Annotated in this window: 13 protein-coding genes and 5 tRNA genes; 14 read left to right on the forward strand and 4 right to left on the reverse strand. The window is 65.8% G+C overall.

Annotated features, from left to right (window positions below):
* The first annotated feature begins 10 nt into the window (after positions 1-10).
* From IEI94_RS02800 to IEI94_RS02825, 6 genes are all read left to right on the forward strand, one after another.
* Positions 11-739, forward strand: coding sequence for an alpha/beta family hydrolase (locus IEI94_RS02800; RefSeq protein ID WP_412030889.1), 729 nt, complete (start codon positions 11-13; stop codon positions 737-739).
* A gap of 109 nt (positions 740-848) precedes the next feature.
* A tRNA-Val gene (locus IEI94_RS02805) sits at positions 849-924 on the forward strand.
* A gap of 52 nt (positions 925-976) precedes the next feature.
* A tRNA-Asp gene (locus IEI94_RS02810) sits at positions 977-1,053 on the forward strand.
* A 77-nt stretch (positions 1,054-1,130) separates the two neighbouring features.
* Positions 1,131-1,207: transfer RNA gene (locus IEI94_RS02815), tRNA-Asp, on the forward strand.
* Between the two features lie 30 nt (positions 1,208-1,237).
* Positions 1,238-1,314: transfer RNA gene (locus tag IEI94_RS02820), tRNA-Val, on the forward strand.
* Between the two features lie 3 nt (positions 1,315-1,317).
* Positions 1,318-1,394, forward strand: a tRNA-Asp gene (locus IEI94_RS02825).
* A gap of 56 nt (positions 1,395-1,450) precedes the next feature.
* Here the strand turns inward: IEI94_RS02825 and IEI94_RS02830 are convergent.
* A complete protein-coding gene (locus IEI94_RS02830; RefSeq protein ID WP_191165362.1) occupies positions 1,451-2,359 on the reverse strand; it encodes an alpha/beta fold hydrolase in 909 nt (302 codons plus the stop codon).
* Between the two features lie 132 nt (positions 2,360-2,491).
* Between IEI94_RS02830 and IEI94_RS02835 the strand changes: the two genes are divergently transcribed.
* The gene (locus IEI94_RS02835) at positions 2,492-4,504 is read left to right on the forward strand and encodes an FAD-dependent oxidoreductase (protein WP_191165364.1); all 2,013 of its coding nucleotides are present in this window, start codon (positions 2,492-2,494) and stop codon (positions 4,502-4,504) included.
* Here IEI94_RS02835 and IEI94_RS02840 read toward each other — a convergent pair.
* From IEI94_RS02840 to IEI94_RS02850, 3 genes are read right to left on the reverse strand one after another with little or no spacing between them, the layout of a single operon-like run.
* The gene (locus tag IEI94_RS02840; protein WP_191165366.1) at positions 4,501-5,580 is read right to left on the reverse strand and encodes a response regulator; all 1,080 of its coding nucleotides are present in this window, start codon (positions 5,578-5,580) and stop codon (positions 4,501-4,503) included. The genes IEI94_RS02835 and IEI94_RS02840 overlap by 4 nt on opposite strands.
* Positions 5,577-7,343, reverse strand: coding sequence for a sensor histidine kinase (locus tag IEI94_RS02845; protein WP_224749901.1), 1,767 nt, complete (start codon positions 7,341-7,343; stop codon positions 5,577-5,579). The genes IEI94_RS02840 and IEI94_RS02845 overlap by 4 nt, the downstream gene beginning before the upstream one ends.
* Positions 7,343-7,876: a molybdopterin-dependent oxidoreductase gene (locus IEI94_RS02850; RefSeq protein WP_191165369.1), complete on the reverse strand. Its 534-nt coding sequence runs from the start codon at positions 7,874-7,876 to the stop codon at positions 7,343-7,345. Before IEI94_RS02850 ends, IEI94_RS02845 begins: the two co-directional genes overlap by 1 nt.
* 157 nt (positions 7,877-8,033) lie before the next feature.
* On the opposite strand from IEI94_RS02850, the gene IEI94_RS02855 reads away from it, so the two are divergent.
* From IEI94_RS02855 to IEI94_RS02885, 7 genes are all read left to right on the forward strand, one after another.
* Positions 8,034-13,439 (forward strand): VWA domain-containing protein, encoded by a 5,406-nt coding sequence (locus IEI94_RS02855; RefSeq protein ID WP_191165371.1) that lies wholly within the window; start codon positions 8,034-8,036, stop codon positions 13,437-13,439.
* Positions 13,432-15,846: a hypothetical protein gene (locus IEI94_RS02860; protein WP_191165373.1), complete on the forward strand. Its 2,415-nt coding sequence runs from the start codon at positions 13,432-13,434 to the stop codon at positions 15,844-15,846. The genes IEI94_RS02855 and IEI94_RS02860 overlap by 8 nt, the downstream gene beginning before the upstream one ends.
* Before the next feature lie 10 nt (positions 15,847-15,856).
* Positions 15,857-17,275, forward strand: a complete 1,419-nt coding sequence (locus tag IEI94_RS02865) for a hypothetical protein (protein WP_191165375.1) — start codon at positions 15,857-15,859, stop codon at positions 17,273-17,275.
* Positions 17,276-17,405: 130 nt separating this feature from the next.
* On the forward strand, positions 17,406-18,395 hold the full coding sequence (locus IEI94_RS02870) for a hypothetical protein (protein WP_191165377.1): 990 nt from the start codon (positions 17,406-17,408) through the stop codon (positions 18,393-18,395).
* A gap of 170 nt (positions 18,396-18,565) precedes the next feature.
* Positions 18,566-19,195 carry a hypothetical protein gene (locus IEI94_RS02875; protein ID WP_191165379.1) on the forward strand — a complete coding sequence of 210 codons (630 nt, stop codon included), beginning with the start codon at positions 18,566-18,568 and terminating at the stop codon, positions 19,193-19,195.
* Positions 19,196-19,470: 275 nt separating this feature from the next.
* Positions 19,471-21,393: a PrkA family serine protein kinase gene (locus tag IEI94_RS02880; protein ID WP_191165381.1), complete on the forward strand. Its 1,923-nt coding sequence runs from the start codon at positions 19,471-19,473 to the stop codon at positions 21,391-21,393.
* Between the two features lie 92 nt (positions 21,394-21,485).
* On the forward strand, positions 21,486-22,766 hold the full coding sequence (locus tag IEI94_RS02885; RefSeq protein ID WP_191165383.1) for a YeaH/YhbH family protein: 1,281 nt from the start codon (positions 21,486-21,488) through the stop codon (positions 22,764-22,766).
* Positions 22,767-22,780: the final 14 nt, after the last annotated feature.

The following is a 22,780-nucleotide window of genomic DNA, read 5'->3' on the forward strand; positions in this document are numbered from 1 at the left end:
TTATCAGGAGATGAACGTGGCCCACAGGCAGGGAAAGAAAGAAGTTGGTGTGGTACCCCAGCAGGTGGCGGAGTGGCTCATCGAGGGGCGTCAGGGGGCTCTCGACGTGGTCGGCCATGGTCGCCTGGAGGTTGCCGGCGAGGCACGTCTTGGGCGGCTGATACTGGCCCATGGGGCAGGCGCGGGGCAGGATTCCACGTTTATGCAACGGCTGCGCGAGGCGCTCGCCGAGTGCGGCGTGCAGGCGCTCGGTGTGGAGTTCGATTACATGCGCAGAATGCGCGTGGAAGGTCGCCGCCGGCCACCGCCGCGGATCGATAAACTGGTCGATGAACTGGCTGCCTGGTGCGACATCGTGTCACATAATTCGCTGCCCGCTCCCTGGCTGGGTGGCAAGTCGATGGGCGGACGCGCGGCGAGCCTGCTGGCGGCCCGTGACGAGGCGCCCGGGCTGGTGCTGTGTGGCTATCCGTTTCATCCACCGGGCAAGCCCGATACCACCCGCCTCTCGCACTGGCCGCTGCTCGCCTGTCCGATCGTGGTGCTGCAGGGGGCCCGCGATCCGTTCGGGACCCGTGAAGAGGTCGAGGGCTACCGGCTGCCGCATCAGACACAGCTGCACTTTCTCGAAGATGGCGAGCACGACTGGAAGCCGCGCAAGAGCTCGGGGCGCACCCAGGCTTCCTTGATCACTGAGGCGGCCGGGGTCATTGCTGCGGCAATGCGGGCAAGTCGATGAAAGTCAACCAAAACCCCGGCTGTGTAACGAGTGGCTTGATGAATACCATGTGAGCAAAAAGCGTTGACATCACACCGCTGCGCTGTAGAATGCGTCGCCACGTACCGAGGGGTGGTTAGCTCAGTTGGGAGAGCACCAGCCTTACAAGCTGGGGGTCACTGGTTCGAACCCAGTACCACCCACCATCGCTAGCGATGGGGCCTGAGACAGCAGGCTTGGTGACGTAGGAAATACAGCGGACCGGTAGTTCAGTTGGTTAGAATGCCGGCCTGTCACGCCGGAGGTCGCGGGTTCGAGTCCCGTCCGGTCCGCCACTTTTCCGATCGGCAGTTCGCTGCCAGCAGCAATAGACAAGATGTGCGCTCTGGCCGACAGGCCTTATCGCCAATGCGGACCGGTAGTTCAGTTGGTTAGAATGCCGGCCTGTCACGCCGGAGGTCGCGGGTTCGAGTCCCGTCCGGTCCGCCACGTCTGTTCTTGCATCGTTGTCGTACGCGTGGGTGATTAGCTCAGTTGGTTAGAGCACCAGCCTCACATGCTGGGGGTCACTGGTTCGAATCCGGTATCACCCACCATGCGGACCGGTAGTTCAGTTGGTTAGAATGCCGGCCTGTCACGCCGGAGGTCGCGGGTTCGAGTCCCGTCCGGTCCGCCATATCGACACCTCAGAATTTCGCAAACCCCGAGCCTCCAGGCTCGGGGTTTTTGCTGTCAGGCCTCCTCGAACCACTCGACCAGGCTGGGAAAGACCTCCTGCATGGCCGCCGGGTGGGTGAGCATATCGAGGTGGCCATAATCGCGTTTGAGTCCCTGATCGCGTCCCAGCGTCACATGGCGCTGGGGATGCGGTCCGCACTCGCTGGCGAAGCGGGCCACGTCGTCGGGGTGGCCCAGGGCGCGATCCGCCGCGCCGGCGATATGCAGCACCGGTGGCAGGCCGCCATCTGCCAGGGCAGCGGCGTAGTCGAAGCCGTCGCGGCGGTCGACCCAAGGGTGCGGCCGCACCCAGTCGGCGCCTTGACGGTGGCTGCCGGCATACTCGTCATCGCTGCCCCAGCGCAGCGCCCGTGCCGGCAAGTAGCCGCACACCCCCCGCGCCAATGGCGCCACGCCTTTCCAGATCAGATCGACGTAGAGCAGCCGCTGCAAGGTCCAGCTCTTCACGCTACGCTTGGTACCGAAATAGGCTTGGCGACCGATGTGGTCGCGCAGCGTCGGAAACCGCGCCAGGCTCGAGGCAAACAGCACTCCGCCCCAGGAGTGGGCGACCAGGTGCAGTCGCGAGGCGCCTGAGAGCGCCAGACAGGCCTCGATGGCGGCGGGGATCTCATCGACGATAACGTCGGTCTGATCCAGCCTGATGCCGCGCGCCGGGCGCGGCGGCGCCTCGCCGCGGCCGCGCTGGTCGGCGACGAACACCTCGTAGCCCTGGCGCGTCAGCCACGGGGCCAGCCCCTTGCCCGAGCGGCTGTGAAAGATGCGGCCCGACTCGATGGCACCGTGCCAGCACAGCACGCTGCCCCGCGAGGGGCCGTCAGGGCGGAAGCGGGTCAGGTGCACGGCGCCCACCGCGAGGGGCACCGAGTGGCGTTCAACGAGGGGGGCGGCGAGGTCGGACATGCGGGCTCCTTGGCGATGACGGAATGCCGTTACGGCCTTGGTCGGGATTGAGTCCCTGGCCGGCTCGGCTACACTCTACCTCAGAACTGTCATACAGTTGTTTGAATTTTGCCGAATAAAGAGGCAGTCACCGTGACTCACTATCCGCACTTGTTCCGTCCCCTTCGCGTGGGCAGCGTGACGCTGCCCAATCGCGTACTGATGGGCTCCATGCACACCAACCTCGAAGAGGCGCCCAACGGCTTTGCGCGCCTTGCCGCCTTCTACGCCGAGCGCGCCCGCGCCGGCGTGGGGCTGATCGTCACCGGCGGTATCGCGCCCAACCCGGAGGGCGCGGTGTTCCAGGGCGCCGCTCAGTTGACCAGTGGCGAAGAGGCCGAACGTCACCGCCCAGTGGTCGAGGCGGTGCACGCCGAGGGCGGACGACTCTGTCTGCAGATCCTGCATGCCGGGCGCTACGCCTCCTCCCCCGAACTGGTGGCGCCGTCGGCGCTGCAGGCACCGATCAGCCCGTTTATGCCGCGTGAGCTCTCCAGCGACGAGGTCGAGCAGCAGATCGACGACTATGTGCGCTGTGCCAGCCTGGCCCGCGAGGTCGGCTATGACGGCATCGAGGTGATGGGCTCGGAAGGCTACCTGATCAACCAGTTTCTGTGCCGGCGCACCAACCAGCGCGACGACGCCTGGGGTGGCAGCTTTGACAACCGCATGCGCTTCCCGGTGGAGATCGTGCGCCGCATCCGCGCCGCCTTGGGTGACGACTTCCTGATCATCTTCCGCCTCTCGATGATCGACCTGGTCGAGGAGGGCAGCAGCTGGGACGAGATCGTGACCCTGGGACGGGCCATCGAGGCCGCCGGTGCCAGTCTGATCAATACCGGGATTGGCTGGCACGAGGCGCGGGTGCCAACCATCGTCACCAGCGTGCCGCGGGCGGCCTTCAGCGAAGTGACCCGGCGCATGAGGGCCGAACTGTCGATCCCGCTGATCGCCACCAATCGCATCAATATGCCCGAGGTGGCGGAAAAAGTACTGGCCGACGGCCACGCCGACATGGTCTCCATGGCGCGCCCCTTCCTCGCCGATCCCGAGTGGGTGGCCAAGGCCAGTGAGGGGCGCAGCGCCGAGATCAACACCTGCATCGCCTGCAACCAGGCGTGCCTGGATCACGCCTTCCAGGGCAAGCTGACCTCCTGCCTGGTCAACCCGCGTGCCTGTCACGAGACCGAACTGGTCATCGAACCTGCGGCCGAAGCGCGCGACATCGCCGTGGTGGGCGGCGGGCCGGCGGGTCTGGCAACCGCGGTCACCGCCGCCAGCCGCGGCCATCGCGTGACGCTGTTCGAGCGTGACGCGGAACTCGGCGGCCAGTTCAACTATGCGCGCAAGATCCCCGGCAAGGAGGAGTTTGACGAGACGCTGCGCTACTACCGGGTAATGCTGGACAAGCATCGCGTGCGGGTGCGCCTCAACTGCGAGGCGGACGTGCATGCCCTGCGCGACTTCGACGCGGTGGTGCTGACCAGCGGCGTACGGCCGCGGCGCCTCGAGCTGCCGGGCAGCGACCATCCCAAGGTGATGAGCTACGCCACGGCGATCACCCATCCCGAGCGGGTCGGGCGGCGGGTGGCGATCATCGGCGCCGGCGGCATCGGCTTCGATGTCGCCGAGCTGCTGACCCATGTCGGCCACCCGGCGCTGGATACCCAGGCCTGGTGCGATGAGTGGGGGGTCGACCTGGCGGTGGCCGAGCGCGGTGGTCTCAAGCCCCGCCAGCGCCCCGAGGTGCCGCGCCAGGTGTTTCTGCTGCAGCGCAAGGCCTCCAAGCCGGGCAAGGGCCTGGGCAAGACCACCGGCTGGGTGCACCGTGCCGCGCTCAAGCAGCGCGGCGTCGAAAGCCTGGCCGGTTGCGAGTACCTGCGCATCGACGACGACGGCCTGCATATCCGCCACGACGGTGAATCGCGGCTGCTCGAGGTCGACAGCGTGGTGGTTTGCGCAGGGCAGGAGTCGGTGCGCGAGCTGCTGGCGCCGCTGCAGGCGGCGGGTGTGGCGGTGGAGGTGATCGGCGGCGCCGACGAAGCGGCCGAACTGGATGCCAAGCGCGCCATCGATCAGGGCACCCGGCTAGCCGCGCAGCTCTAGGCATCGGCGTAACGGGTCATCGAACCGGCCAGCAACAGGGCGATCAGATCGGCTTGACGGTGGGTGTCGGTCTTCTGGAACAGGTTGCGCAGGTGAAATGCCACGGTGGTGGTGGCAATGGATAGCCGTTCGGCGATCTCGTCGGTGCGCCAGCCCTCGGCCAGGGCCACGGCGATGCGTGCTTCACCGGGCGTCAGGCCGAACAGGCTGGCCAGCATCTGCTGGGAGAGCTTGCCGCGATGCTCGGGGTCGGCGAGCATCACCACCACCGAGGGGGCCGTGACCATCGCCATATCGGGATGGGGCAGCGAGCAGGCCAGCAGCAACAGATCACGCCGTTCGCCGGGGCGCGGCAGGCGTAGGCAGCGGGTCGTGTCTTCGCCGGCCTGGCTGGCGGCCAGCGAGGCGTCGAGGATCTTCTTCAGGGCCCGTGAGTCGCGCTTGCCGAGCGCCATCAGGGAGTCGTCCAAGCGCAGGCCATTCTGTTCACACACCAGTTGCTGGGCCTGACGATTGGCGAATAGACGCTTGCCATCATGGTCGAGCAGTACCATGCCCGGTGCCACCAGATCCAGCGCTCTGGTGGCGGCGCCGAAGGCCTGCTGGGATATTTCATGACGCAGCTGGGCCATGGCTTGACGCAGCTCGTCGAGCTCCTCATGCGCCTTGTGTCGCATGCGCCGCACTTGGCGCAGTCGAGCGCCGATGGTAACCAGCAACAGGTCGAAATCGACCGGTTTAACCAGATAGTCGTCGGCACCGAGACGCTTGCCATCGACGATATCTCTGGGTTCCGAGAGGGCGGTGAGGAAGACGAACGGGGTGTCGGCGAGGTCGGGGCGACGCTGCCGAATATCCTCGAGTATCCGGTAGCCGTCGTGCCCTGGCATGTTGATATCGCATAGGATCAGGTCGGGAACGGCACTCTCGAGCTGCTGCATCGCCTGGTCGCCGTCGGCGGCCTCGATCACGCCGTAGCCGGCTTCCTTGAGCTCTTCGCAGATGTCGCGGCGCAGTTCGTGGTGATCTTCGGCGCACAGGATCAGTGGGGGGCGCGGGTCCGTGGTCGATGTCATGGGGCCTCTCCCGTTGCAGTAGTGGCGGCGCTGGCATGGGGTAGACGCAGGCGGAAGGTGGTGCCGGTGCCGGGGTGTGAATCGACATCGATATCGCCATGCTGAATGCGTGCCAGATGACGGGCGATATTGAGCCCTAGCCCGATGCCGGGTTGATCGGTGGCATTGGAGGAGCGGAAGAAACGTTCAAACAGCCGCGCTTGATCCACGTTGTCGATGCCGCGGCCGTGATCACGAACGGCACAGTAGACACCGAGGTCGTCACGCCCCAGGCAGACCTCGATGGGGGTGTCATCGGGTGAGTATTTGAGGGCATTCGAGAGCAGGTTGGTAAGAATCTGCTCGACCAGTATGGGGTCGCAACGGGCCAGCAACGGGGCATCCTCCTGGTGCCTAAGTTGGATGCGTGATGAGCCGCTGGCGTCGGCTTGCAGATGGCAGCATCGCTCTGCCAGGGGCTGCAGGTCACAGCATGTCGAGGCGGCCTCTATCTGGCCGCCATCCAGGCGTGCGGCGGTCAGCGAGCTGCCCACCAGGCGTGTCATGTGGGCAACGGCGTCGCGCAGGCGCTGGTAGCGCTGCTGGCGCTCCTCGTCAGCAAGGCTCGCGCCGCGCCGCTGCAGGCGCTGCAGGCCGGAGTCGATCACCGCCAGAGGGGTGCGGAACTGGTGCGAGACCATGGCCGCAAAGCTGCGGTAGAAGTCGCTGACGCCGCGCTCGCGCTGCAGGGCGCGCTCGAGTGCCTCCGAGGCCTGCTTGTAAGGCGTGATATCGGCCAGCCGTATGACATGGCCGCCATCGCGGCTGCTGGTCATGGTCAGCTGCAGCCAGCCCAGCTCGGCGATATGCAGATCGCAGCGCAGCGTGCGTTCGTGCGCGACGCCGTCCAGTTCGCCATTATCGTCGCAGTCGCGGAGTACCGTCAGGGCGTGCTCCAGGGAGCATCCCAGCGGCAGTCGTCGACTGGCATCGGGCAGCATCTGCGTCAGTTTGGGATTGACCAGCGCCAGTCGGCCATCGGCATCGAAGGCGGCAAAGGCATCCGGTGCCGTATCGATGGCCGCGACTACCCGATGTCGCGCTGCCTCGAGATCCTGGGTACGACGCTCCACTTCGACTTCCAGCTGGTCGCGATGCTCGGCCAGTGCCTGCTGGGCAGCGCGTCGCTGGCGCAGTGCACCGATGAGCAAGGCGGCCAGGGCCAGCCCGCAAAGCATGAGCCCCACCACCGACGCGATCACCTGCAGGGTGCTGTCGCGGTGCCGGTCAAGGCGTTCGCCGGTAGCCTCCCACTCTTCGACCATGACGGCATTGGCAATGCGGTTGAGGTCCTGCATCAACGGCTTGAGCTCGGCGTGGATACTATCGGCCACTCTCGGTGCGTCGGGCGCGATGGCGTCGAGTTGCGGTTCGATGGACGCCAGGCGCTCGAAGGCGTCATCGACCTGCTCGGCGAAGCCCAGCGCCTCCAGGTAGCGACGCTGGGGGCCCTCGTCGAGCAACACCAGGCGGCTGGTCAGCACGTCATAGCGCAGTGCCGGGCGAGCGGCCTGGTCACCGAGCGTAAGGCGGTGGACTTCTTCGTCGAGCCGGTGGCTGGCCACCTGCGCCTGGGAAATCACCCATAGCATGTTCTCGCTGACGTTGCTGCGCATGTCCTGCTCGACCTGGATCAGGCGCACCAGTGAGAACGTCAATAGTCCGGCGAAGGCGACCATCGCCAGGGCCGGCAGTGCATAGGCCGGGCGGCGACGCCAGACCATCAGCGGATCTCGAGTCGTTCGAGTTGCCACACCCAGCGATAGTCGTAGCGAATATCCTGCAGCTCGGTGTGATCGTCACGCGGATAGACGATCCAAAGCGGCCCCTTGTCCTGGGCGGTGAGCGTTTCGCCGTCCATGGTGTCGGCCAGCAGTACATCGTATTCGTGAAAGTCCTGCATGGGGATGTCGATGATGTAGTCGTTCAGGGCCGTGGCCACGGCCTTGTCACCCTCGGCGCCGACGGCATCGAGCAGGTCGCGCATCAAGACCCCTTCGAAATGGCTGACGCCGTCGGTGACCACGGTTGCCGTGTCCAGCGTCTGGCGGGGCAGGTCGTCGAACAGGCTGCGGTCGAAGTGGGCTTCTTCGCCGACATTGGGATGGGCGATAGCGCCGCTGATGTACAAGAGGGGTGTCGTCTCGGGAGCGGGGAGTCCCGCTGCGGCAGCGGGCAGGGCGATGCCTGCCAGGAATCCGGCGGCCAGCCGGCGAAGGGCGATGGTGGTCGGTGTGGAGTCGTCGCGCTCCAGCATGATGGGCTCCTTTGTCATGGGGGTATGGTCACCATAGCCAATATCAGCGATCTCATCTTCCGACGGCTGCTCGTTGCTGTCCCCGTCTGAATGAACGGGGGAAGACGCAACTACCTGCACTAGGCTGGGAACATACAAAAATAGCAGGGGAATCAGGATGCGAGTCGCCGGCCGAGTGGGAGCGGCGCTGCTGGCAGTGGCAGTAGCGCAGGGTGTCGATGCCTATCCGCAAATGACGTTCTCACAAGAACCCAATGACACCCCCGAGCAGGCCCAGTCGGTGACCGGTGAGGCGCGGCTGGTCGGCGAGGTGTCCGGCGACGACAGCGATCTGTTCTGGTGGGCGCTGGATGACAATGAGACCGACCGGCTATGGCAGGTCGAGCTGCAGGGCGATACCGAGGCGGCCATCGAGGCGCACATCGCCTGGCCTGCAGAGGAAGAGACGTCGGCATCCAGCGGCGTTGCGCAGTTCGGGGAGACCGAGCCCGAGGAGACGGCTGCCGAAGAGACGCGCCTGCTGACCATGGAGGTCAGCGCCGACCAGCCGCGGCAGCGTCGCCAGCAGCTGATTGTTCCTCCAGGCGAACACCTGATCAGCTTCCTGCCCCAGGGCATGGGCGGTGAGTACCAGTTGACCCTGACCGAAGCGGGGCGCTTGAGGATCCGAGGGCAGGTGGGACCCGACGAGGCGGATGAGCTGGAAGTGACGCCCGGTCGCGAGTGGTTCTTCCATCTCGATGTGGCCGAGCATGAGATCCCCCTGGTACCGGAGGAGGGCGCCGAGGCGCTGCTGTGGCGTCTCGATCTGCTGGGTGAACTGGGCGTGTCCCTGGAGGCCTGGGTCGAGAACGACGCCGGTGAGCGCATCGCCGAGGTAGAGGCTGATTCACCCGTTCAACACCAATGGGGACGTCTGGACCTTGCCGAGGGCAGTCAGCTGCATCTGCGCAATCCCCAGGGCGTAGCCATTGGGCGAGTCGGGCTGGAACTGATCGAGGATGGTCAGCGCCCTGAACCGGCTGCGGATGAGCAGGATGTCGTCGAGCTAGAGGTCGAAGCCGCGTCGCAAGACGAGGCGCTATGGTTCGGGGTCGGTGAGACGGCTGCGCTGGACCTGGTGCCGCGTCAGCGTCAGTACCTGGCCTTCTCCCTGGATGCATCGTCGGCGGGACAGCGCCTGGATGTGATCGGCGATACCGACCGTGATATCGGGGTCTGTCTGAGTCGACGCGGCGACGACGCCCGCGACCCGGTGTGCCGTGATGGCCCAGCCGAGGCGCTGTTCGATCGGATGCAGCTCGCGGCGGGGGACTATCTGCTGCAGTTACGCCTGTCGCGGCGCGCCGATGACCCCGTGCCCACCGAGGTGCGGCTGATGGAGGCGGATGTACCTGAGACGAGCGGCTGGGTAGGCGCCCCTAACGACAGCCGTGACTGGGCCGCGGTGCTGAGAGCCGGCGAGGTCCGCCAGGGGCGCTTCCAGGGCGGGGACGCCGCCTGGTTCGAGCTGCTGGTCAGTGGTGACACTCAGGTCTGGGCGTTGCATGCCGAAGGCGATCCTATCGAGCGCCTGGCGCTCTTCCATGATGGTGATCGTCGGCCCTTTCTCGACAGTCGGCAGTCGCGGCGCGACGATCCTCTGCAGCAGAGGCAACTGAGTCCGGTGCGGCTGTTGCCGGGGCGCTACCAGGTGCTTGTGGAGGGAGAAAGCACCGACTACCGTCTCGAGGCCCAGCCGCTTGGGCAGCCCCAGCCGGGGCGCGAGATGGAGCCCAACGACGAGCCGGAGGATGCCAACCCGGTGTGGCTGGGAGCGTCTGTCGAGGGGCATTTTCACAGCGAGGATGACGAGGACCACTTCCACTTTCATCTGCCCGGAAACAATCGGCTGGTGATGGACATTGAGCCGCCGGCCGGCGGAAGCCTGGAGGCGCGACTGTTCTGGCAGGGTAGCGAGGTGCTGCGGACCCTCGACCTGGAAGACACCACGCGGATCAGCCGGATGCTACCTCCCGGTGACTATGTCCTGCGGCTCGAGGGGGTGTCGCCTTCGCAAGCCCCCTATCGCGTCGAGTTGGACCTCGGCGATCCCTGGCACCACCAGGGCGTGGTCGGGCTGGCGAAGGACATTGACCAGGCCGCCCTGGTCCCCGAGGACGGCGTGATCAACCCCGAGGAGCGGGGCCTGGAGGATTCCGAGGGCTATCAGCGGCTGCCGGTGACCGAGCAGGCGCGCACGCTGCATTTCGAGGCGCGGCGTTTCGGGGATCGACTCCGTTTCGTCGATGCTGACGGCAGTGAGCTCGAGATCGAAGAGACCGACGAGCGGGGTCGCCACGCCGTGACGGTGCCTGCGGGGGAGCAGTGGTATGTCTGGGCCAACATCGGCCGACGCCTCAGAAGCCTGACCCTGGAGGATCCGGCGCAGCCCTATACGCCGGAAACGGCGCCCATCAGCGTCGAGCTGGACAGCGATAGCCGGCGCTTGCCGCCTTTCCAGCCCCACGCCCAGCGCGTCGAGACCCGCTTGACGGTCAGCAACCACGATGAGACGCCCCGGGAGCTGCCCCTGAAAGCCCATGCCAGCCAGGCCGGATGGTCGCTGTCGGGGCTGCCCGAGGCGATCCGGCTCGATCCCGGTGAGCAGCGTGAGCTGCCCCTGAGCTGGACGCTGCCGCCAGAGATGCTGGAGAGTGATCCGCCCTCGCTGTTCGTGGCGGTGGGGGAGCATACGGCACGCCATGACCTGCACATGGACCCCACGGCGGTGGCCCTTGATCCGCAGTCGGTGCCTGCCGTGCCAGCGTCGCTCGATGGCAAGGTGGACATGGCCTGGAGAGGCCTTGGCGCGCACTTCGTCGATGCCGATAACGAAGCGCTGGACAGCGACCTGGGCGGCATCGCCCGCGGCGGGAACCACCTGATCGACGGCATGGCCAGTGCGGGCAGTTCCATCGAAGTCGATGCCGATCCGGGGGAGCCGCTGCCGGCGATCCGTCTGGCCGGCGATGGAGGCCTGGTGCATGGCCTGGCCCTCAATCAGCGCTCTCGGCATGCGCATAGCTATCGCTGGCAAGCGGTCGAGGTCGCGCTCGGCGAGTCCCTCGACGACCTGGACGTGGTCACGACCCTGGCGCTGGAGAGCCGCGACGGCGAGCAGTTTTTCCCCTTCGATGAGCCGCTGGAGGCACGCTATGTGCAGCTGCGGCCGCTGTCGATCTTCCTTGCCGAAGGCGAGCGTCGGCGCTCACGCCACGGCAGCGGAGAGCTGCGGGTGCTCGGGGAGCCCATTGGTGAGCTGGCCGAGCGGCGTCATGATCTGCTCGACCGTGAGCTGGGCGGACACTGGCTCTACACCCTGCCGGACATCAACAACCTGTATGGCTTTCAGGGGCAGCGCTACAGTCACCGTGGGGTGATGAACGAGCGGCGCGTGCGTCGCGGTCAGCGCATCGCCGGCGAGCGTATCGAGATGGTCTTCGCTTTCCTGCAACAGCGAGCGGCACGGGTCGATGAGCTGCGCTGGATCGAGAACCTCGACTGGGATGGCCTGCCGGTGGAGGAGGTGGCGGTCTATTCGGCGATGGAATCGCCGGTAGGGCCCTGGGAGCACCAGGCGGACTGGCGCCTCTCGCGGGACGATGAGGGGCTGGCGACCCTGGCGCTATCCGACGCGCCGCAGGCGCGCTATCTGCGCCTGGTCTTCGACGAGCCTGACACGCCTGAGGGCGAGCGCCGGGCCAGCTGGCGCATCCCCGAAGCGCTGCAGGCGATCGAAGCCGATGCCCTGGGCAGCGGCCGCTCGATCCTTGGCCACTGGGGACTGGACGGCCCTCGCGGTCCGCTGGAGGCGGAGCAGGATGCCGGCCAGGTGCAGGCGCGTGAGGTCGAGGATGCCGACAGCCATGCCGAGGCGCCCTACGCCCTGACGGAGCGCGTCGTAGGGCGCGTCGAGGAACCCGAGGATACGCGCCACTATGCCCTGACCCTCGAGGCGCCGGACAACACCCTGGCGTTTGAGCTGGATGAGCCGGCTCGGGATCGGCTGCGCGCTACTCTGCATGACCCGCAGGGCGACGCTGTGCCCCTCGATTGGTCTCCGGCCGGTGGTGGTCGTCGCCAGGCCGAGGCGGTGGGTGTTGCGGAGGGCGAATACCGCCTCACGGTCACCGAGCCGCCGCGCTCGATTGTCTTCCTGTGGGATGGCAGCGGCAGCCTGTCCAATCACCAGCCGGCGATCTATCAGGCGCTGAACCGCTTTGCCGAGGGGCTGGAACCAGAGAAAGAGGTCTTCAACATGCTGCCACTGGGTGGCCCGTTGCTGATCGATGGCTGGGCCTCGCAACCCGCTCAGGTGGCCCAGACCCTGGCGGCCTATGACGATACGTTCAGCAGTTCCAACTCTGAGCCGGCCCTGGCCCTGGCCAGCCGCGCGCTGGCGCAGCGCGAGGGGCAGCGGGCGATCTTCCTGATTACCGACGCCGAGCAGACCGGCCGCGACCTGAGCGCCTGGGAGCCACTGTCCGAGGTGCGGCCGCGAATCTTCAGCCTGGAGGCCACCCATGGTTCTAGCTCGGACACCGATGAGAACCGCTGGTACCAGAATCAGATGCTCAGCTGGGCCCAGGTGGCCGACGGCCGCTATCGCTACAGCGTCGACCGCACCGACCTGATTCGCGGTTTCGAGGCCGGCATGCGCGAGCTGCGTCAACCCAGTGAGTTCGAACTGGCGGTAGAGAAGCGCTATCAGGAACCGCCGGAGCCCGGCAGTCTGGCGGTCGTCAACGCCGACCCCGAGCAGCCGGCGGTGGCTGGCGGCGTCGTGCATCTGATCTTCGACGCATCAGGTTCCATGCTGCGCCAGATGGAGGGTGGACGTCGTATCGACGTGGCCCGGCGCATCGTTCAGCAGACCCTCGACGAGCGCATTCCCGACGAGGTGCCGGTGGCCATGCGCGCCTATGGCCACACCGAGCCACATAGCTGCGAGACGGAGCTGCTGGTAGCGCCCGAGGGCGACAATCACGCCGAGGTGCGTGAGGTGGTGGACAACATCCAGGCCATCAACCTGGCACGTACGCCGCTGGCAGCTTCCCTGGATGCGGTACTCGACGACCTCGATGGCTACGAGGAGCAGCCGCGGCTGGTGGTGATGCTCACCGACGGTGAGGAGACCTGCGACGGTGACGTGGCGGCCTCGGTCGATGCCCTGATCGAGGATGGCGTCGGCGTTCGCCTCAATATCGTCGGCTTTCATATCGACGAGATCGGCCTGCAGGCCGAGTTCGAGCGCTTCGCTGCCCGGAGCGGCGGCGAGTACTTCGACAGCCACGACGGCGACGAGTTGATGGCCGGACTGGCCCAGTCGCTGGCCGCTACCTGGCGGGTGCTGGACGCCGAGGGCGACGAGGTCGCCCGGGGACGCGTGGATGACGATCCCATCGAGCTGGACGTGGGTGAGTATGCGCTGGTGGTGGAGACCCAGGCGGGTGAGCAGCGCCGGGCATTCAGCGTGGGAGCCAATCAGAACAAGACATTGGAGGTGGGGCGTGATGACTAGGCTGGCCCTGTTGGGTCTCTCGCTGATGCTGGCGCCAATCGCCTCGGCAGCGATGATGTGCCCGGGTGCGCCCGGCATGAGCGAGAGCGACCAGCGCTATCTCGAACAGCGCGTGCAGAATCTCGACCGCAACGTGCGCGATGCCTATCACGACTTGCCGTGGGAGACCCTGCGGGTAGCGGAGGCCCAGCAGGCGGTGAGCAGCCGCCCCGAGGCCCTCTTTGAATGGGTGCGTGACGAGACTCGCTGGCTGCCCTATGCGGGGGAGCTGCGCGGGGCGCAGGGGGTAATGCAGGACCGTATGGGCTCCAGCCTGGACCGTGCCCTGCTGCTGGCGGCGCTGATGGAGGAAGCCGGCCACACGGTGCGCCTGGCCCGCGCCGCGCTGTCCGGCGCTGCGCGTGAGCGACTTGAATCGGCCTGGGCCGACGAGCCGGTGGCCAGGCGACCGGCTGGCCCTGTCGACATGGATCTCTCCGAGGCGTCCATCGCGGCGCTGTCCGAGCGGCTCGAGAGCGATCCCGAGGCCATGGCCGAGGCGCTGCGGGAGCAGCGTGAGGCCGCCGAAGCCCGTCAGACGAGACTCCTGGCCGACAGCCAGCGGCTGGCCGAGGCGCTGGCCGCGCTGCTGGACGATACCCCTGATGACGCTGGCATCACGGACGACGTCCCGAGCGATCACTGGTGGGTGCAGCAGCGCACCGCCGATGGCTGGTCGGACTTCGACCCGGCGTTGCCAGCACATGCCGCCGGTGAGCGACTGATCGAGACAGGCGACGTCGAGCGTCACTATCCCGAGGCGCTCCCCGAGGAGGTGCGCCACTGGCTGACCGTCGAAGTGGTCGCCGAACGGCTCGAGGGCGATCGGCTGGAGGAGACGGTGGCCTTCTCGCATCGTCTGCCTGCCGCCGAGCTGCTGGGTCAGCAGCTGCACCTGGAGCTCTATCCCATGGCGCTGCCGCCGCCCCAGTCGCTGCTCGATGGGAGCCTTGAGCTGGATAGCCTGCCGGAGGCGCTGTTCAGCCAGGAGCAATGGGTGCCCTACCTGCGCCTGGGTGACAGCCTCGAGCGCCAGGACGGCATCATGGCTGACGGTAGCGTGTTCGATCTCGGCTCTGAGGCCTCCATCGCCGGCGCCTTCGGCGACGCCGGCAGCGCGCTCGGCGAGGTGGGCGTCGGCGGACTGGGCGCCGACGAGCCGGACACGCCGCCGGAGCTGAGCGCGGTGATCACGCGTTTCCACGTCGAGGCGCCGGGCCGTGACACGCACAGCGTCGAGCGTCCGCTGATGGACCTGATCGGCCCGGCCAGACGCAGCGCCGGCATCCAGGGATTCGAGATCGATGAGACCCTGCGCGAGCAGCGCGCCGTCGAACTGCTGAGCACCCTGGAGGTGCTTGGTCAGACGACCTGGGTGCCGCCGGCCCAACTGGCCGCCTGGGACTACGAAGGGCTGATGAACAACCGCCAGGCGGCCCTGGCCGGCGCCTACCTCGGCGCCCAGGGGGATGACAGCTTTATCGGCGAGGCCCTCGAATCGCGCAGCATTCGCCGCTCGGCGCTGGATCAGCTGGCGGCCATGCGGCTGGCCTATAGCCCTGATCCTGAACGCGTCGCGCTGACGCGCCTCAACCTGCTGGGCTATGTGACGCTGATGGAGTTCGAGGCGGGCGAGCACCGCCAGCGTGAGGGGTTCGACATTCTCGACAACCGGGTCGCGGTGCCCAGCGGCGAGAGGGTAGCCGAGACGCGGCTGGCCCAGGGGGCACTGGACACCCTGCTGGAGGCCGAGCTGGCGATAGACGAACACGCGGCTCTGGGCAACACCGCCCGGGCGTTCCTTTCCGATCTGCGTGAGGGGGGCGAGTGGCACCAGGTGACGAGCCCGGAAGGTCTCGAAGCGCTTGGCTGGGAGCCGGAGGCCGATCTCGAAACGCACTTCGCGGCGCGACTCGAGGCGGGGCAGGCGCTGCTCCTGCCCGATACCCCGGCGCGGGACGCTGCACCGACCTGGTGGCAGCTCGACCCCACCACCGGTGATCTGCTCGGCTACGGTCGCGATCGTCGCGGCCAGTACGTCGAGGGGATACTGACCCTGATGAGTGCCGGCGACAGTGCCATGGGCGCGGTCGGTATGGTGCAGAGCATCTGGAGTTGCCTGTTTACCGCCAGTGACCCGCTGTGCTGCACCCAGGATGCCGCGGCCCAGGAGATGATCGGCCGCGCCGTCAGCGCCGGGCTCGGAGGACTCGCCGAGGCCCATGAGATCAATATCGTCATTGGGCGTGAGCTGGTCTCCGGTGGCGCCTTCGACCGGCTCAATTCGGCGGGCATCGGCAAGGTGGCCGGCGACGTGGCCGGGGCGGGTGCCGGGTACATCGTCGACTCCTGGGGCCGCTGCAATTGAGGAGATGCCAATGAATCAGCCACGCACGCGCCAGGCCTTGCGGTACATGGCGGGGCTGCTGGCCCTGACCGGCCTGGGGGCGGTGACCCCTGCGGCGGCCCAGCCGCCCTGCGTAGAGGCCGTGCAGGAGCGCCTGCCCGCCCTGGGCTGCAATCGTGCTTTCACCTTGCACGTCAAGGAGATGGCTTTTCGCGACGAGCTGGACGGCCAGGCGCCACCGCCTGGGCAGCGCTGGATCACGCTGGAGGTGCGCTTCGACAGTTGGATGCCCAGCGACTTGGTGTTCGGCCTCGGCTATCCCGAGCCGCTGCTGGTAGCCGCGCTGGAGCGCCAGCTCTACCTGCTGGTGGATGACCGACAGGTGACGCGGCCGATCCTGCCGACTGGGTCGTCGCTGGAGGATGAGTTCGTGCTGCCTCGGTCCGGCGCCCGGCGCCAGGGGGAGGTCGCGTTCGCCGTGCCCGACGAGTCGCTGTCGCAGCTGTCGCTGCACTACTACCACGACCAGTACGCGCCCATCGTGGTGCCGCTGCTGGGCGAGCGTGCCGAGCCCGATGAAGGCGCTGCGCAGGTGAACCGCCAGCAGAGCCACGACCTGCTGGCACTGGGCGTTCACGACGTTGAGCGTCACGACCGCTGGCAGGGCGAAGCGGCGCCCGAGGGGATGCAGTGGCTGGTGGTGGACCTGCGCGGCCAAGGGGAGTGGCGCACCCAGGTGGACGCCCGGGCGCTGGACGCCTCCGCCGAGCCTGAGGCCGAGGCCGCGCTGCGTCGTGTGATGGAGTACATCGAGGCGCCGGGACTGCTGCAGGCGGTGGTGGACGGTCGTCACGCCTATGTGCGTGACCTCGAGCTCAGCACCCTGGACGATGATCCGGCGCTACTGCCCGATGCCTGGGCCGGCGGTGACGCGGTGTTCCCGATACCCGAGGCGGCCGAACACATCGAGCTGGTGGCCTACATGCCCCAGTTTGGCGGTACCGATATCTCCTCGGACATTCGCCCGGCCCTGCGCTTCGTGCTGGAGGAGGGCGAGCCTGAGCCGGACGCCGAGCCGCAGGCGTCGATCGAGGACGGCCCGATTCGCTTTCGGGTCCATGACCTGACGCAAGGCGACGCCTTCGCCGGCCACACCGCCGCAGAGGGGGAGACGCTGGTCTGGATCGAGGCGGCGATGGCCAACCAGAGCGAGGTCGGCGGCATGATGGAAGTCAGCAATCGCCTGCGACCGCAGGAGCCGCAGGGCGAGTTGTTGGGTGTCTATCAGGCCGGACCCATGCCGCAGCAGGAGCCCTTCTGGCTGCCGGCGGGCGATGAGCCGCGTCACTTTCAGCTGCTCTATCGCTTCGCTGAATCGGCCGACACCTACGCGTTCGAGTATGGCGGCGTCGCCGTCAATCAGCAGGTGAGTCTCTCCGCGGTGGAGTGACTGGCCCAACGCCGGCTTTTCCCCTGTGAACGAACGGGGCCAAGCGGCAAAAGGCTGGTTAGTCTCATGGGATGCGCGCAACGCGCTAGCCCAGACAACCAACAATACGCTTTCTGCGCAGGGGGGCATCATGTGGGATTTCAGCATCGGCAAGGCCCTTGGCCTGATGGTCAAGACGCTGCCATTCGTGCTTTTTCGGCTGGCGGTCTATTTCGGCGTCGCGCTGGCCTACGTGCTGATGACCGGCGTCGGCGCCGGGGTCGGCTGGGGCATCGGCGGCTTGGGCGACGAGGGCTTTCGCGCCGCCAGCACCTTCTGGGGCGGCGTTGCCGGCTTCGGTATCGTCGGCGTGGTGATGTATGTGCTGCGCGAGTACCTGCTCTACATGGTCAAGGCCGGGCATATCGCCGTGCTGGTGGAACTGCTCGACGGCCAGTCGTTGCCCCATGGGCGCAGCCAGATTCAGCATGCCAGCGCGTCGGTCAAGGAGCGCTTTGGTCAGGCCAGTGCGCTGTTCGCTGTGGATCAGTTGATCAAGGGCGTGCTGCGCGTCCTCACCGGCCTGGTCCGCGGCATCTTCGGCTTGCTGCCGATTCCCGGCGCGCGGCAGTTCTTGCGGCTGTTGCAGATGTTCTTGCGCATCGCCGTGGGGTTTATCGACGAGGTGATCCTGGCCTATAGCTTTCGTACTCGAGCCGAGAATCCCTGGGGCGCCTCCCGGGATGGGCTGGTGCTGTACGGCCAGAACCTCAAGCCGATGTTCAAGAATGCCGCCTGGCTGGCGTTGATCGTCTACGGCCTCTCCTTCGTCATCTTTCTGATCATGTTGGCGCCGGCGGCCCTGGTGGCCTATCTGATTCCCGGCGGCTGGTCGGCCACTGGCGTTATCGTGGCGCTGCTGTTCGCCTGGAGCGTCAAGGTGGCGGTGCTGGAGCCTTTCGCCATCACCTGCATGATGCAGGCCTACTTCAAGACCATCGAGGGTCAGACCCCCGACCCGGAGTGGGAGGCCAAGCTGGATGGCCTCTCCGCCAAGTTCCGTACGCTCAAGGGCAAGGCCACCGGTGCGGGTGCGACAGGCAGCGGCAGCGAAACGCAGGGGGCGGAGGCCTCACGTTGAGCAATGCTGAGCGGGCTGGCAGCAAATAAATGACAAGTACAGCATCGATGCCAGCGGTGAGGATGACGTGCGGCTGGTGGGGGATCTGCGCTGGTTACGCTGGATGATGAATAAGCCGGCAACTTGATCGGTTGCTGAGTCGACATGCCACATTAAAGGGGAAGGCGAGCATGCATAACAAACGCACTCTGGGTATTGCGCTGCTGGGGTCTGTTCTGACGCTACCGGTCACCGCTTCGGCGTTGGCCGATGACGTGGTCGAACAGATCGAGCTGGGCCTCGAACTTTATCAGGAAGAGGATTATGGCGGTGCCATCGCCGAACTGGAATTCGCGATCAACGATATCCGCAGTCTGGTATCCGGGCGCATCGCCGAAACCTTTCCCGAGCCCCCGGCGGGCTGGAGCGCCGAGGAGGCGCATTCAGCCGGGAACGGTGGGGCTGCCGCCTTGCTGGGCGGCGGCGGCGCGATGCTCGAACGCCAGTATCGGGAGGATGACGGCAACGGTCAGATGGAAGCGACCTTGATGGTCGACAATCCCATGGTTCAGGGCATGGCCGCAATGTTCAACAATCCGGCACTAATCGCGGCTCAGCCCGAGCTGGAGCGGGAGCGCATGGGGAGAGAGACGGCTATCGTCAAATGGGAACCTGATCGCTCCCGGGTAGAGGTCTCCATGCTGCTGGATAGCCGTATCCTGATGCAGATAACGGGGCAGAATGTAGACTCCGAGGATGTCGCGGTAACGTTGATGCGCGATTGGGATATCGACGCGGTGCGTGAGCAGGCGGCTCGCTGATGCCTGCCAGGCGTTCGACACGAGATGGCCACGCCGGCTCCTCCGGCCTGCGACACAGTGACGCCTCAAGCATTGAACATGATTAACGGTATTCAACGAACTTGCTCGAAGAAACGCGCTCTGAGGGGTAACGGGCCCTGTCGAGGCGATTAGCGTTGAATCGGCGGAGGCTGTATTCATCCGGCGCCGTCTAATTCTGTCTACGCTGATAGAGTCACCTCGACCGGCATGGGGTTTGACGCTGCCGCCGAGGGTCCGCGCTTAAGGAGGCTTCGATGAGCATCTTCGATCATGTGCAGAACCGCTACGAACGCGTTCAGCAGGAAGAAATCAGCCTGCAGGAATACTTGGAACTGTGTCGCAGCGAGCCCACCGCCTATGCTACCGCCGCCGAGCGGATGCTAGTGGCGATCGGTGAGCCCGAGGTGATCGATACCGCCAAGGACTCCCGGCTGTCGCGGATCTTCTCCAACAAGGTGATCCGCCGCTATCCGGCATTTTCCGAGTTCTATGGCATGGAGGAGGCGATCGAGCAGATCGTCTCCTACTTCCGCCACGCCGCTCAGGGTCTGGAGGAGAAGAAGCAGATTCTCTACCTGCTGGGGCCAGTGGGCGGGGGTAAGTCATCACTGGCCGAGCGCCTCAAGCTACTGATGGAGCGGGTGCCGTTCTACGCCATCAAGGGCTCGCCGATGTTCGAGTCGCCGCTGGGGCTGTTCTCACCGGAAGAGGACGGTGAGCTACTCGAGAAGGAGTACGGCATCCCCCAGCGCTATCTAAAAAGCGTGATGTCGCCCTGGGCCGCCAAACGCCTCAAGGAGTACGGTGGCGATATCTCGCAGTTCAAGGTGGTCAGGCTCTATCCGTCGCGGCTCAACCAGATCGCAATCTCCAAGACCGAGCCCGGCGATGAGAACAATCAGGATATCTCCTCGCTGGTGGGTAAGGTCGATATCCGCCAGCTCGAGCTCTATTCCCAGGATGACCCGGATGCCTACAGTTTCTCCGGTGGGTTGTGCAAGGCCAACCAGGGGTTGATGGAGTTCGTCGAGATGTTCAAGGCACCGATCAAGGTGCTGCATCCGCTACTGACTGCCACCCAGGAGGGCAACTACAACCCTACCGAGGGCATGGGGGCGATCCCCTTCGATGGCGTGGTACTGGCCCACTCCAACGAGAGTGAGTGGCAGGCGTTCCGCAATAACCGCAATAACGAGGCCTTCCTCGATCGCGTCTATATCGTCAAGGTGCCCTACTGCCTGCGCGCCACCGAAGAGGTCAAGATCTACCAGAAGCTGCTCGAGCACTCGTCGCTCAGTCAGGCTCCCTGTGCGCCGGACACTCTGCGCATGCTGGCGCAGTTCTCGGTGCTGTCGCGGCTCAAGGAGCCGGAAAACTCCAGCGTCTACTCCAAGATGCGCGTTTACGATGGCGAGAATCTCAAGGATACCGACCCCAAGGCCAAATCGATCCAGGAGTACCGTGACGCCGCCGGAGTCGACGAGGGTATGGAGGGGCTTTCGACCCGTTTTGCCTTCAAGATCCTCTCCAAGGTGTTCAACTTCGACACCCACGAGATTGCCGCCAACCCGGTGCATCTGCTGTATGTTCTGGAGCAACGCCTCGAGCAGGAGCAACTGCCCAAGGAAGCCCATGAGCGCTATCTGCGCTACATCAAGGAGTACCTGGCGCCGCGCTACGTCGACTTCATCGGCAAGGAGATCCAGACCGCCTATCTCGAGTCCTACTCCGAGTATGGCCAGAATATCTTCGACCGCTACGTCACCTACGCCGACTTCTGGATCCAGGATCAGGAGTACCGCGATCCCGAGACCGGCGAGCTGTTCAACCGTCAGTCGCTCAACGACGAGCTGGAGAAGATCGAGAAGCCGGCGGGGATCTCCAATCCCAAGGACTTCCGCCACGAGGTGGTCAACTTCGTGCTCCGCGCGCGTGCCCAGAACAACGGCATGAACCCCAGCTGGCAGTCCTACGAGAAACTGCGCGGGGTGATCGAGAAGAAGATGTTCGCCAATACCGAGGAACTGCTGCCGGTGATCTCGTTCAACGCCAAGGCGTCACAGGCGGATCAGCGCAAGCACGAGGACTTCGTCGCACGGATGGTCGACCGCGGCTATACCGAGAAGCAGGTGCGGCTGCTCTCCGAGTGGTACCTGCGGGTTCGCAAGTCGCAGTAGGCTTAAAGCGTCTAGCGCCTGGCCAGGCGGCCAATATGCCGTGCGGAAGCGCTAGTTCCTGCAGCCGCGGCAGGTGAACAGAGGAGGTCGGCATGACCTATTTCATCGATCGGCGAGCCAACGCCAAGCACAAGAGCGCGGTCAATCGGCAGCGCTTCCTCGACCGCTACCGCACGCACATCAAGCGCTCGGTGGAGGAGGCCGTCAACCGCCGCTCGATCACCGATATGGAGCGCGGCGAGAAAGTCTCGATTCCCTCCCGCGATATCTCCGAACCGGTGTTTCAGCATGGCCAGGGCGGTCAGCGCACCATCGTCGCGCCGGGCAACAAGGAGTTCGTCGAAGGCGATCGCCTGCGCCGTCCGGGTGGCGGTGGCGGCGGCGGTGCCGGTGAGGGCAACGCCTCCAATCAAGGCGAGGGGATGGACGAGTTTGCCTTCAGCCTGACCCGCGAGGAGTTTCTCGACTTCGTGTTCGACGGTCTGGAACTGCCGCACCTGGAGCGCAAGCAGCTGATGGATCTCGAGGAGGTGCGCCCGGTGCGCGCCGGGATCTCTCGCGATGGGGTGCCGGCGCGGATCAATATCGTACGTTCGATGCGTGAGGCTCAGGCGCGGCGCATCGCCATGCGTGCGCCGATTCGCCGCGCCCTGCGCGAGGCCCAGGAGGCGCTGGAAGCCGAGGAGCGCAAGGATGCGGTGCTGCGCAATCCGGCGCGTATCAATGAACTCAAGGCCGAGATCGAGCGTCTCGAGAAGCGCCTCGAGGCGGTGCCCTTCATCGATACCTACGACCTGCGCTACAACAACCTCACCAACCAGCCGCAGCCCTCCAATAAGGCGGTGATGTTCTGCATCATGGACGTCTCTGGCTCGATGACTCAGGCCCATAAGGACATCGGCAAGCGCTTCTTTCTGCTGCTCTATCTGTTTCTCGAGCGCAACTACGAGAAGGTGGAGCTGGTCTTTGTACGTCACCACACCGCGGCCAAGGAGGTCGACGAGGAGGAGTTCTTCTACTCCCGCGAGACCGGCGGGACCATCGTCTCCAGCGCGCTGACGCTGGTCGACGAGATCATCACCGATCGCTATCCACCTGGGCAGTGGAATCTCTATGTGGCCCAGGCCTCGGACGGTGATAACTGGGATGACGACTCCACTACCTGTCGCGATCTGCTGCTCAAATCGCTGATGCCGCGGCTGCAGTATTTCACCTACGTCGAGATCACCCCCCACGCCCACCAGGCGCTATGGGAGGAGTACGAAACGGTGGCGGCGCGCTTCCCCTCGCGCTTCGCCATGCGTCAGATCGTCGAAGGCAACGATATCTATCCGGTATTCCGCGAGCTGTTCAGGCGTCGAGAAGAGGCCTGATCGTACAGCGGGGA

It is taken from the genome of Halomonas sp. ML-15 (assembly GCF_014779595.1).
GTDB lineage: Bacteria > Pseudomonadota > Gammaproteobacteria > Pseudomonadales > Halomonadaceae > Franzmannia.

Bases quoted from the DNA above. Each gene is read 5' to 3' on its own strand.
- IEI94_RS02800 (WP_412030889.1), top strand. From the start codon at position 11: ATGAACGTGGCCCACAGGCAGGGAAAGAAAGAAGTTGGTGTGGTACCC.
- IEI94_RS02830 (WP_191165362.1), bottom strand. From the start codon at position 2,359: ATGTCCGACCTCGCCGCCCCCCTCGTTGAACGCCACTCGGTGCCCCTC.
- IEI94_RS02840 (WP_191165366.1), bottom strand. From the start codon at position 5,580: ATGACATCGACCACGGACCCGCGCCCCCCACTGATCCTGTGCGCCGAA.
- IEI94_RS02845 (WP_224749901.1), bottom strand. From the start codon at position 7,343: ATGGTCTGGCGTCGCCGCCCGGCCTATGCACTGCCGGCCCTGGCGATG.
- IEI94_RS02850 (WP_191165369.1), bottom strand. From the start codon at position 7,876: ATGCTGGAGCGCGACGACTCCACACCGACCACCATCGCCCTTCGCCGG.
- IEI94_RS02855 (WP_191165371.1), top strand. From the start codon at position 8,034: ATGCGAGTCGCCGGCCGAGTGGGAGCGGCGCTGCTGGCAGTGGCAGTA.
- IEI94_RS02860 (WP_191165373.1), top strand. From the start codon at position 13,432: ATGACTAGGCTGGCCCTGTTGGGTCTCTCGCTGATGCTGGCGCCAATC.
- IEI94_RS02865 (WP_191165375.1), top strand. From the start codon at position 15,857: ATGAATCAGCCACGCACGCGCCAGGCCTTGCGGTACATGGCGGGGCTG.
- IEI94_RS02870 (WP_191165377.1), top strand. From the start codon at position 17,406: ATGTGGGATTTCAGCATCGGCAAGGCCCTTGGCCTGATGGTCAAGACG.
- IEI94_RS02875 (WP_191165379.1), top strand. From the start codon at position 18,566: ATGCATAACAAACGCACTCTGGGTATTGCGCTGCTGGGGTCTGTTCTG.
- IEI94_RS02880 (WP_191165381.1), top strand. From the start codon at position 19,471: ATGAGCATCTTCGATCATGTGCAGAACCGCTACGAACGCGTTCAGCAG.
- IEI94_RS02885 (WP_191165383.1), top strand. From the start codon at position 21,486: ATGACCTATTTCATCGATCGGCGAGCCAACGCCAAGCACAAGAGCGCG.